Genomic DNA, 12,079 nt, shown 5'->3' on the forward strand with positions numbered 1-12,079 from the left:
TGGTACACCAGCCCGGACCGTTTCGAGAGCGCCGCCGCGCGCGGCTCACTTCACGCCGGCGCGTTGCCGCAGTCGTCCGATCCAGTCGGCGACGGCGTTCGCGCGGTCGCGCTCGGAGACCTGGCCGAACTGTCTGGCGAGGTACATCCCGATCCGCACGTCGTCGCGCAGCCAGGCGCGGAGCGCGCCGTCGCTCATGGCCGTGCGGCCCTGCAGCGCGGCCGCGGCCTCCGGCCCGCCGATCGCGGCCTCCCACTCGGCGCGGCGCGCCGCGAGATCCTGCTCCGAGACCGCGAGCGGCGGCAGGCGCGCGATCTCGCCGAGCACGAGGATGCGATCCTCGAGGCCCTTCCTGGCGGTGGCGTCCGACGACGGGTCGTCGACGAGCTTCAGCAGGCGCGCCCGATCCACGTCGGACTGCGTCACGATCTGACCGTTGATCCGCGTCAGGATGCGATCGAGCACCACCTGCGCGGAGAGGGCGGACGACGAGCCCGCGAGGATCGCGAGGGAGAGGACGACGGCGACCGACGGTCGTGTGCGCATCAGAAGGCCTCGCCGATGCTGAGATGGTATTCCCAGCCGCTCTCGCGCCGGTCGTCGATGACCTGGCGGCGCAGCTTGAAGCCGAAGTCGAGCCGCACCGGACCGAGCGGCGAGTCGTAGCGCACGCCGAAGCCGGCGGCGCCGCGGATCTTCGCGAGGTCGACGTCGGCCGCCTTCGCGAACACGTTGCCGCCGTCGAGGAACGTCACGACCGCCAGGTTGCGGTTGCGCAGCTTCGTCAGCACGTGCCGGATCTCGGCGTTCAGCACGATCAAGCCCGTGCCTCCGACCGAGAGGCCGGTCGTGCGATCGATGACGCTGCACGCCGCGCAGCCGGGATCGAACACGCCGAGCCGATCCACCTGGAAGCCGCGCACCGACGTGCCCCCGCCCGCGAAGAACCGCTGGCTCACCGGCAGGTTCTGCACTTCGACCGTCGTCGTGGGCACGCCGGCCTCGTCGACGCTCGTGATCGTCCGTGGAAACCCGCGCGCCAGGCCGAGCTGCCCGCGCAACGCCACGACCGTCCGCGATGAGCTGCCGGTCCGCCGGAACGTCGATCCCTGGAAGAACCCCTTCACGTAGCCGACCTCGGACGCGAGCGCGCGCGCCGCCACTTCCATGTCGGCGCTGAGGAACGCGCCGGTCGTCGAGACGATCGGGTTGTCGCGGCCGTCCCACGAGATGCCGGTCGAGATCGTGGACAGGCGGACCTGCGGGAACAGCCGGTCGATGATCGGCTGATCCTCCACGTTGATGCGCTCGTCGAACAGCCGCGTGAACTCCAGCGCGTACCGTCCCGACACGTTGGTTCGCCGCGAGGCTCGCCGTAGGAACTCGGCGTTGACCCCGCGCCGCTGGTAGCTGTACGTGGTGCGCACCACCTGCTCGGCGAGCAGCCCGACGAGCAGATCCGTCTCGGTCCGGAGCAGCCGCTGTTCACGGTACGTGAGCGTCACGCGGTACTCCGCGAAGCCGAACCCGCGACCGTCGCGCTCCGGATCGCCCGGCGCCGATCGCGGCTTGAGCGACACGCGCGAGAAGAAGTTCACCGATCGGTTGCGGCCGCCGATGTTGCGGCGGCCGATCTGGAAGAATCCCCGCGGCGACAGCTCGAGGTGATCCTCGAACGTATCGGGCGCGACGGTCCGCAGGCGCGTGCCGCCCTCGAGCCCGCCGCCGAACCCGAGCGTCACGGTTGGCGCCTCGGTGACCGAGATCAGGATGTTGGCCTCCGACTCACCGGTCAGCCGGCTCTCGGTCGTGATCGACACGTGGCGGAACACGCCCATGGCGTTCAGCCGGCGCTGGGCCTCGGTGAGCGTGCTGGCCCCGAGCGGCGCGCCGGTCGTCAAGGCGGCGACCTCGAGGATCTGCTGCTCGGACACGCGCGTGTTGCCGATCACCGTCACGCGGCCGACGACGACCTGCGGCCCTTCGTTGATCTCGAACGCGAGCGCCACGCTCGTGCCGTCCTCCGAGATCGTCGGCTCCAGCGCGACGATGGCGCCGAGGTAGCCGCGCTCGCGGTAGAGCGACTGGATGTCCCGGTGATCCAGGGCGACGTCCTGCTCGACGAACGGGGCGCCGGCGCGCGACCGCATCGCCGCGCGCACGTCACGCTCGGGCACCTCGTGCGGACCGTCGAACGCGAAGGCGATCGCCGTGACGGTGCCGCGCGGCCCCTCCGTGATGTTCGGCACGAGCACGACCCACGCAGCCTCCGTCGTCCGCCTGCCTTCGACGGTCTGGCGCTCGGGCTCGGCCTTGACGCGGTAGTACCCCAGCCGGCGGTACTCGTCGATCACCTTGGCCAGCCCGGCCTCGAACGCCGCCTGATTCAGGACGTCGCCGGGCTCGATGCCCACGAGCGCGCGGACGGTCGCGGGCGCGAGGCTCATCGACGCCGGCAGCTCGATCCGATCGACGTAATAGCGCGGCCCGCGGTCGACGGTGAAGACGACGTCGAGTACGGCGCCGTCGGCGCTCGGCTGACGGCTGAACGCCACCGACGCCGCGGCGTACCCCTCGCGCCGCAGCGCCTGCTCGATGGCGGTCTTCGAGTCCTCGAGCAGGTCCAGGTCGATGGACCGCTGGCGCTTGACGGGGATCAGATCGTCGAGCCCGCGTGGCAGCGGCGTCCTGGACTCGAGCCGCACGTCGACGCGCGGCCCGGCGTCCACGTCGAGCACGACGTCGACCGCGCCGTCCGGCGCCGGCGTCCAGACGAGCGCCGCCTGCGCGTCGTAGTAGCCGCGCGCCCGCAGGTCGTCTTCGATCTCGGTCAGGCGCGTCTCGATGTCGCGTCGCCGGAACGGGCGGCCGGGGCGCGCATCCGTCCGCGCGAGGATGGCGTCGGGCTCGAGCGGCGACGCGCCCTCGATCCTGCTCTGCCGGATCGTCGCGAGCCGGCCGGCCCTGACGCCGACGAGGAGCGTCGATCGGCCGGCCGCGGGCTCCGGCACCGTGCGGGCCGTCACGTCGGCGTCCGGATATCCGGCGTCGTTGAGGAACCGCCGCGCCGCCTCCTCGACGACCGGCAGGCGGATGCCGGTGGCGACGCCGGTGAACCGCTGGCGCAGCTCGTCGCGCAGCAGGTTCGGCGGCACGCCCGTGTCGCCGGGCTCGATCTCCACGCGCGTGATCGGATAACGCGGCACGAGCCGGAACACCACGGCGACGCCCGCGCCGCTCTCGGCGGCCACGGGCGTGATGTCGTCGTAGCGGCCGAGCTGGAACAGGTGATCCATGCTCGCGCGCACGTCCTCGCGCGTCAGGAGCGCGCCGGCGCGCACGTCCACCAGGCGTTCGAGATCGGCCGACGGCTCGACCCGGCCGTCGACCTCGAACCGGACGGACGTGATGGTGCGGCCGTAGTACTGCTCGACGCCACCCTGTGCGGCGCGGGCCGGCGCCGCCGCCGCGAGCAGCAGCACCACGAGCCCCCACCCGCCCCGCCACCGCCGCGTCGTCAACGGAGATACCGGATGCGGAAGTCGAGCGCCAGGGTGCGATCTTCGTTCCGCGAGAGCACCCACGACACGCGGTCGTTCTGGTCGTACTCGAGCACGATGATCTCGTCGCGGAGCGCGGAGGTGCCGACCGTGCGGGAGTAGGTCAGGAACACGCGCGGGGCGATCCGCTTGCCGAGGGTGATGCGCGCGGTCGGGTTGAACTGCTGGAACGCGACCTCGCTCTCGAGCAGCGGCGTGATCTGCACCGTGTCGAGCGAGGAGAAGCGCTCGACGACCTCGCCGACGCGCGACGAGATCGGGCTGGCCAGCAGCGTCGCCATCGCCGTCTGCATCCAGCGCTGCTGCGATTCCTGCGGCGACAGCAGCGCGCGCTGCTCGGCCGTGTCGGCGTTCGGCAGCGCGCCGAAGATGAGCGCCAGGATGTCGGCCTCGGGCAGGAACGGATCCGAGGTCAGCGTCGGCGTCAGTTGATCGAACTGCCCGGTGATCCGGATGTCGATGTTGTAGGTCTGCCCGCTCAGCCGCGGCCGCGTCTCGGCCCGCAGATCGAAGATCGGCTCCACCTGGTTCGGGTTCGCGAAGTCGACCGATCCTTCGCGGATGAAGTAGCGGTTGCCGTTGAACAGCCACTCACCGCCGGCGATGTCGATGGCGCCCGTCATCGACGGCCGATCGAACGTGCCCCCGATGCGCAGGTCGGCCGATCCCTCGATGCGGGCGGTCTTCGTGTTCACGAACGCCATGCGCGGCGCGCGCACCTGGATGTCGAGCTGCAGGGCCGTGCCCTGCTCGGCGAGCGATGCGCCGCCCGCCTCGCCCGTGCCCCCGCCGCCGGCCGCCCCGGCGGCGGCCAGGCCCAGGAGGTCGCCGTCGACGACGCCGCTCGTGAGCTGCGCGCGCAGCACGTCCACCGTGCCGGTGAGCCGCGGCGCGGCGAGCGGGCCGCCCAGCACGAGGTCCATGTTCACGGTCGAGGTGAAGCCGGCCGGATAGCGCAGCCGCATCGCGCGGCCGACCGCGGTGAGGTTGTACTCGGAGAGGCGGTAGCCGTCGATCGCGACGGTGCCGCCGAACGTCACGTCGCCGCCGCCGATCCGGCCCGTCAGGCCGTCCATGCGGATCGCCGTCCCGTCGAACGTGATCGGCCCGTTGATCGCCTCGAGGCTGTGGATCGACGCGAGCGGCCGGAGGCGTCCGTTCGCGACGACGGCCTGGCCGGTGAGCGCCGGCGCCTCGAACGAGCCTTCGAGGGCGGCGTTCAGCGTCGCGCCGCCCGACGTCGTGATGCCCTGGAAGAAGAGCTGCAGGATCGACAGACTCGCGTCGCCGGCGGCGCTCATGTGCCAGCGGCGGCCGCGCACGTCGGCGCCGCCCGAGAGAACCAGGCTGGTGTCGCTGCCGCGGAGCGCGAACCGCTGGATGGCGAAGCCGCCCTCGCCGAACGCGAGCTGCACGGCGCCGTCGTTCCGCAGCTCGTAGTCGTACAGCGTCAGCGCGGCATCGTCGATCGTGACGCCCACGGTGAGGTCCATGGGCGTGCGCAGCGGCCCCGACACGTCGAGCGACCCGCTGACGATCGCCCGCGTATAGGGAGAGATGGCGGGCGCGACGAACTTCAGATACGGATCGAGCGAGCTCTCGGTGAACCGGAAGTGCAGGGTGCCGTCGTACAGCTCGTCGAGCGAGATCGCGCCGCGCGCGTCCACGTCGAGCAGGCCCGAGTTGGCGACGACGCGCTCGATGACGAGCGTGCGGCCCGCGACGCGGAACTGCCCCTGCACGCGGCCGACGCCCTGGTCGCCGGCGAACAGGTCGTCGATCACGCCGCGGAACGCGTACGTCGGCGACGAGAACGCGCCGGCGCCCGTCGCGGTGAACCGCAGCCGGCCCGACAGCGGCGCCTGCTCGAGCTTGAAGGCGTCGAGCTGCTCGACCGCGACGGCCTCGCCGTCGGCTTGAAACGCGTACGTGCCGTCCCAGCCGATGCGCGCGTCGCCGCGGATGAGGCCGGGGCCCTTGCGCATCTCGATCCGGTGCACGCGCAGGCCCGTGCCCTCGAGCTCGAGATCGCCCTGCGCGTCCTCGAACCGCTCGCCCCAGGCCGCGCCGCGATCGATGCGCAGCCGCCCGGCGCCGAACATCCGCCGGTACTGCCCCTCGAGCTGCAGATCGGCTTCGCCGATCACGCCGTCGACCGGCCAGTCGTCGAGCTGGAACGCGTGACGCAGATCGACCATGGGCCACGCGGTCAGCCGCACGCGCGCCGCGATCTCCTCGCGGTCGTCCCGGCGGAAGCCGAGCGCGTACCGGCCGTCGGCCACGATGGCGCCGCCGCTCCCGTTCGTCACGCGGCTGTTCCTGATGTCGACGTAGCCGCCTTCGATGACGACGTCGGCCTGCGCCGTGCCCCAGGTGACGTCCCAGACGCGCGTCGACTCGCCGTAGGCGCGGCCGGCGATCCGCGGCGCCGAGAAGCTGCCGGTCATCACGCCGTCGAACGTGCCGCGGCCGCCGACCTGGATCGCGCTCGTCGGCCCGGCGAGGGCGGTCATGATCCGCGCGAGCACGCGATCGCTCTCCTGCCAGTCGTGGCTCGTCACGCGAAACGGAAACTCCGACGCGCCCGTGCCCCCGAGCCGGCCGTTGAACCGCACGTAGGTGAACGGCGTCGCCGCCCAACTGTCCTGGAACGTCCAGCCATCGGGACCGAGGTCGTACTCGACGTCGGCCGCGACCGGGAGCGGCGTCAGCGGCCGGGCGGCGACGAACGGCTCCGGCTCCTCGACGATCGCGCGCGGCACCGGCGAGAGCTCGGCACTGGCGACCTCCACGCCGTCGGGCGCTCGGACGACGGTGTGACCGTGCCCGCGCCGTTCCGAGCCGAACCTGCCGCTCGGCCACGTCAGATTGAAGCTGCCGTCGGCGCGGCCGGCGAGCTCCAGGCTCTTCAGGCTCGCGAGCTGATTGACCTGGAGGAGCGCGACGTCCCGGTACTCCGCGGTGAAGGTCATCGTCGATCCGCCGGGCTGGCCGAGCGGCGCGATCGCGTAGCTGAACCGCGTCTCGCCGCCGAGCAGGTCGGCTTCGCCGTGCGGCACGACGAAGTGCGCGGGCGTCCACTCGAGCGCGCCGTGGAGCCGGTGGAACTCCAGGCCGTTCACGCTCGCATCCTCGCTCGTGAACTCGCCCGCGAGCCGGCGGCCGCCCTTGAAGAGGTGGAACACGCCGGTGAACTCCCCCTGGCCCCGGAGCCGCCACGCCTCGTTCGCGAAGAAGATGCCGCGCATCGTCTCGAAATCGACCGTGGACTGGACGTTGTAGGTCTGCTCGGGCCAGCGCGTGAAGTCCACGTTGCCGCTGACGTGCGAGACGCTGCCGTCGGTGACGAGGTCGATGTGGTGGAGCGACACGCGCGGGCCGTCGAGGACGAACCGCGTGCTCAGATCCGTCTTCATCGGCCGATAGCTCTGGATCGCGACCGCGCCGCCGGAGAACGACGCCGTGCCGACGTACTGCTTCAAGTTCTCCGCCCGGACGAGCGCGAACTGCAGGTTCGGCGCGTCGACCGACCAGGGCGTCAGGTGGTCGTCGTAGGTGAAGTGCCCGCGGTTCGCGAACACGTTGACGGTGACGGTGAACGGCGATTTCCGCCCGCTCGGCGGCCCCTTCGGCGTCAGGCGCGGCTGGCTCGATCCGTCGGCCCAGTTCTCGATCACCATGTGCCAGCTCGTCAGCCACAGCCACACGGTGACCTGGCGGCGGACGAGCGTCCACGGCGACACGACGGCGTAGATCCGGCCCGCCGTGAAGAACGGCCGATCGCCCGCGTGCTTCCCCTCGATGACGACATCGTCCAGCGCGAAGACGCCGGGCACGAGCGTGGCGCTCACGCGGCCGACGTGCATCGGCCGCTCGAGGTAGTCCGAGGCGCGGCGTTCGACGAAGGGCTTGACCTGCGGGAACCGGCCCAGATCGATCGTGATGACGAGCAGCAGCATCGCCGCCACCACGGCGGCGGCGACGGCCAGCAGCCGCCTGACCCAACGCAGCGTGCGGCGACCGCTTCCCGATGGCGGCGCGCCGGCTTCGGACGCATTGGCGGGCGGGGGAGAAGCCTCGCTCACTCGTCCAGCTTACAAGAATGAAGGCAGGGGTCGGCCCTCGCCTCTGACGTCGGACCGCCTGCTGTCAGGCTGGCCGGCGCCTGCTCCGGGCATCGCGTCCGGTGTCTTTCAGCCTCCCCGCCGCCAGCCGCGCGCTCGCCTGATCGATGACGACGGCGACGATGATGGCGCAGCCGATGATGATCCACTCGTAGTTCTGGTCGAAGTGCAGCGTCCGGATCGACTGGCGGATCAGCACGATGAGCAACGCGCCGAGCAGCGCGTTGACGGCGCTCCCCTTCCCGCCAGACAGCGACGCGCCGCCGACGACGGCCGAGGCGATGACGTAGAGCTCGTAGCCGGTGGCGTCGGCGCAGGATGCCGAGCCGTAGAAGCTCGCGCCCATGAAGGCGGCGATCCCGGCGGTCAACCCCGACAGCACGAACACGCCGATGCGGACGCGGCCGACCGGGACGCCCGAGAAACGGCTCGCCTCGGCGTTGCCGCCGACGGCGAACACGTACCGTCCCGCGACGGTGTACGAGAGATAGAGGCTCCCGGCAATCGCGACGAGGAGCATGACGAGCATCGGGACCGGATACAGCGACTCGCCCAGGCCGAGCGACGCCTTCGTCACGCGCGTGAGCAGGTTCGGCACGAGGATGCTCTCCGCGCCGCTCACGACGAACGCGATGCCACGGACGATCCACATCGTGCCGAGCGTGATGATGAACGGGTGCACGCCGAGGCCGACGACGAGCAGGCCGTTGAGCGCGCCGACGGCCAGCCCCACGCCGAGCGAGACGACGAGGCCGAGCCCCACGACCGAGACCGCGTCGGCGCCGCCCGCGCTTCGCAGGGCCATCGCGGTGAGCACGCCGGCCAGCGCGTAGACGGAGCCCACCGAGAGATCGATGCCGCCGGCGATGATCACGATCGTCGCGCCGACGGCCATGATCGCGAAGAAGCTCGCATCGGTCGCCGTCTGGATCAGCGTGTAGGAATTCAGGAAGTTGTTCACCTCGAGGCCCGTGCGCGGGTCGACGTGCGAGCCGGCGAACGCCGTGAGGACGGCGCCGAGGAGCAGGATCACGAGCACCAGTCCGGCCTGCGGCGAGGCGAGCATCCGCTTGAGCATGCGCAACGCTACAGCCGGCAGATCAAGAGCTCGCGTTCGTACACCAGCTCGGGCGGCAGCCGGTCGTGCAGATCGAAGAACAGCTCTTCCTGCTCGATCACCTCACGGCGCCACTCGGCGCGATCGACCGCCTGCAGCGTCTCGAACTCGTCTCGCGGGAACGCGAGCCCGGTCCAGTCCACGTCTTCGTAGCGCGGCATCCACCCGATGGGCGTCTCTCGGGCGAGCACCCGGCCGCGGACGCGGCCGACGATCCACTCGAGCACGCGCAGGTTCTCGCGGAATCCCGGCCAGAGGTAACGGCCCTGCGCGTCGCGGCGGAACCAGTTCACGTGGAAGATCTTCGGCGTCTCGGCGAGCTCGCGCTGCATGCGGATCCAGTGCCGGAAGTAGTCGCCCATGTGGTAGCCGCAGAACGGCAGCATCGCCATCGGGTCGCGGCGGACGCGTCCGACGGCCCCGGCCGCCGCCGCGGTCGTCTCCGATCCCATCGTCGCGGCGCCGTAGACGCCGGCGGTCCAGTTGAACGACTGATAGACGAGCGGCATCGTCGCCGCGCGGCGTCCGCCGAAGACGAACGCGCTGATCGGCACGCCGTCGGGGCGCTCCCAGTCGCCGTCGATGATCGGCACCTGGCGGGCCGGCGCCGTGAAGCGCGCGTTGGGATGCGCGGCGGTCGCGCCGGTGCGGGCCGCGATCTCGGGCGACCAGGTCTTGCCCTGCCAGTCGAGGCATTCGGCCGGCGGCTCCTCGGTCATGCCCTCCCACCAGACGCCGCCGTCGGGCGTGAGCGCGGTGTTCGTGAAGATCGTGTTGCGGCGGATCGTCTCGATCGCATTCGGGTTGGTCAGCGCGGACGTGCCCGGCGCGACGCCGAAGACGCCGGCCTCGGGATTGATGGCCCGCAGGCGCCCGCTCGCGTCCGGTTTGATCCAGGCGATGTCGTCGCCGACCATCGTCACCTTCCAGTCGCGCAGGCCGTCGGGCGGGATCAGCATCGCGAGGTTGGTCTTGCCGCACGCGCTCGGAAACGCCCCGGCGATGTAGGTCTTCTCGCCGTGCGGATCCTCGAGGCCGAGGATCAGCATGTGCTCGGCCATCCAGTGCTCGTCGCGCGCCATGTTCGACGCGATCCGCAGGCCGAAGCACTTCTTGCCGAGCAGCGCGTTGCCGCCGTAACCGGATCCGTACGACCAGATCTCGCGCGTCTCCGGGAAGTGGACGATGTACTTCTCCTCGTTGCAGGGCCAGGGCACGTCGGCGTCGCCGGGCGCGAGCGGCGCGCCCACGCTGTGCAGGCACGGCACCACGCGTTTGACGCCGCGATCGATCTCGCGCAGCACCGGCAGGCCGATCCTGGCCATGATGCGCGTGCTCACGACCACGTACGGCGAATCGGTGAGCTGGACGCCGATCTGCGACATCGCGGATCCGACCGTGCCCATGCTGAACGCCAGCACGTACATCGTCCGGCCCTGCATGGCGCCGTCGAAGACTTCCTTGAGCCGGCGGCGCATCTCGAACGGGTTGACCCAGTTGTTGGTGGGACCGGCGCTGTCCTTGGAGAGGGAGCAGACGAACGTCCGCTGCTCGACGCGCGCGACGTCGCTCGGGTGCGAGCGCGCGTAGTAGCAGCCGGGCCAGCGATCCTCGTCGAGCTTCGTGAACGTCCCGGCGCGCAGGAGGCCGGCGCAGAGATACTCGTGCTCTTCGTCGGAGCCGTCCACCCAGTGCACCGCCGCGGGCCGCGTCAGCGCCCGCATCTTGTCGACCCACTTCAGCAGGTGCGCGTTGGAGGCCAACGGCGCCGACGGATCGCGCGACAGGGACGGAGGTTTGGCCACGGGCGACGACATCGGTGAGTGGCAGCCAGCTTACAGCACTCACGCTCGACGCCGCAGCAACGGCGATGCGCGGTAGGGGGCTCCTTTCGAATCCTTGGATCGCGATAGCGGAGAAGACGCGGAAGGCCATCGCCAAGAAAGCCCGGCGGCCCGTTACGGCCGGATTAGGGCTTTCTCGGTTTCTGGGGCGGCTCTGCTGTCGCCGGAAGGTCCAGCTGCTGAGGTGGAGGCGGCGGGAGGTCGTCGAGCCCTTTGCGGGTGAGTCCCGCTGTGGCGCACAGGGCTACGAGGTCGCCGTCGTTTGAGTAGACGCAATCGACTTGGTTGACCTTTGCAATAGCCACGAGCTGCCAGTCAACTTTCACCTTCTGCCACGCGCCTGTCGCTCCACCGCGCTTGTTGCCGGCATCGCGAGCTTTCCGCATCAGCGATGCGGCTTCTATGGCTGCACGAGTATCGAACGGCTGAATGTCGAACGCGACGTTGTCAGCCATCTGCGCCAAGTATTCCGGCCCGTCATCGCCAGCGAGGACAAGGAATTCTCCAAGGACCGGGGCGGGGACGATGATCTTCGACCGTTCGGCCGACAGCGTTTCGATGAAATGTTCGATCCGGCGCTGTAGATCCGGAACCGGTTTCGGCGGTCTCGCATCTGGACGGAACGTCAGCGTCAACATCACGGCATCGAAGGCGACCCTCACTCGTCGTCTCCGCTGTGCGTGATGGCGAGAAGTTCGGCAATCGGGTCAGCATGGCTACGAAGCGACGTACCGAGCCCTTGAATTCGCCGCACCGCCTCGCCGACAGATTCATCCTTCAGCGGTCGAAACGCCTGAATTCTGAACCGGCGCATCTGCCACTCTCCATCCGCCTCTCGGAACCACGTTCCGACCCCGGTAACGCGAATGGGAGCCTGAAACAAATAGGCCGCAATATCCTTGGCTACCGAGCGAGCGGCGAGACAGTTGTAGACGCGATGGCCGTCCTCCAAGTGAACCGGAACCGGATCGCCTTCACCGCCGATCACAATCGGGATACCGTCGAGGGTTGCCTGTTGCTGCAGTGGTCCATACGACAGATCGCTGGACCGCTTCGCGCCCGGAAAGTAGATCAGCCGCTTACGAGCCTCGCCGCTCACATCGGCTAGCTCGCCGCTCGACCCGTCCTCGACCAGCATTTCGTCGATGCGTCGTCGAGCGCGTCGAGCCTCCTCTGGACCTTCATTGGCCCGCGCTTCGGCGACTCGCTTCTTGATTTTCGGTGCGGCTTCCCAATTCGCTCTGGCGACCGCTCGCGTGCTGCCTGCGATCAGCTTGTCGAAGTGGACAGACTGCGTCTCTCCCATCAACCGCGACAGTTCGAGAAGGTACTGAGCCAGACGCTCCATCGGAATCGTATCTGGCGAGTAGGCATCCAACCTGAACTCGAAGGAAACCTGCGGCATCATGGGGCGCTTCCTAGGGGATTCGCCTT

Annotated in this window: 7 protein-coding genes; all 7 read right to left on the reverse strand. The window is 70.0% G+C overall.

Annotation, left to right across the window (positions count from 1 at the left end):
• Positions 1–45: 45 nt before the first annotated feature.
• Positions 46–546 (reverse strand): hypothetical protein, encoded by a 501-nt coding sequence (locus IT184_16425; GenBank protein ID MCC7010396.1) that lies wholly within the window; start codon positions 544–546, stop codon positions 46–48.
• Positions 546–3,521 carry a BamA/TamA family outer membrane protein gene (locus IT184_16430; protein ID MCC7010397.1) on the reverse strand — a complete coding sequence of 992 codons (2,976 nt, stop codon included), beginning with the start codon at positions 3,519–3,521 and terminating at the stop codon, positions 546–548. The genes IT184_16425 and IT184_16430 overlap by 1 nt, the downstream gene beginning before the upstream one ends.
• Positions 3,518–7,645: a translocation/assembly module TamB domain-containing protein gene (locus IT184_16435; GenBank protein MCC7010398.1), complete on the reverse strand. Its 4,128-nt coding sequence runs from the start codon at positions 7,643–7,645 to the stop codon at positions 3,518–3,520. The genes IT184_16430 and IT184_16435 overlap by 4 nt, the downstream gene beginning before the upstream one ends.
• A gap of 64 nt (positions 7,646–7,709) precedes the next feature.
• Positions 7,710–8,762 carry an ABC transporter permease gene (locus IT184_16440; protein ID MCC7010399.1) on the reverse strand — a complete coding sequence of 351 codons (1,053 nt, stop codon included), beginning with the start codon at positions 8,760–8,762 and terminating at the stop codon, positions 7,710–7,712.
• A gap of 8 nt (positions 8,763–8,770) precedes the next feature.
• A complete protein-coding gene (locus IT184_16445; protein MCC7010400.1) occupies positions 8,771–10,618 on the reverse strand; it encodes a phosphoenolpyruvate carboxykinase (GTP) in 1,848 nt (615 codons plus the stop codon).
• Between the two features lie 152 nt (positions 10,619–10,770).
• Positions 10,771–11,283, reverse strand: a complete 513-nt coding sequence (locus tag IT184_16450; protein ID MCC7010401.1) for a hypothetical protein — start codon at positions 11,281–11,283, stop codon at positions 10,771–10,773.
• Between the two features lie 20 nt (positions 11,284–11,303).
• Positions 11,304–12,053 carry a hypothetical protein gene (locus tag IT184_16455; GenBank protein ID MCC7010402.1) on the reverse strand — a complete coding sequence of 250 codons (750 nt, stop codon included), beginning with the start codon at positions 12,051–12,053 and terminating at the stop codon, positions 11,304–11,306.
• Positions 12,054–12,079 lie beyond the last annotated feature (26 nt).

This window comes from Acidobacteriota bacterium (genome assembly GCA_020853395.1).
Lineage (GTDB): Bacteria > Acidobacteriota > Vicinamibacteria > Vicinamibacterales > SCN-69-37 > JADYYY01.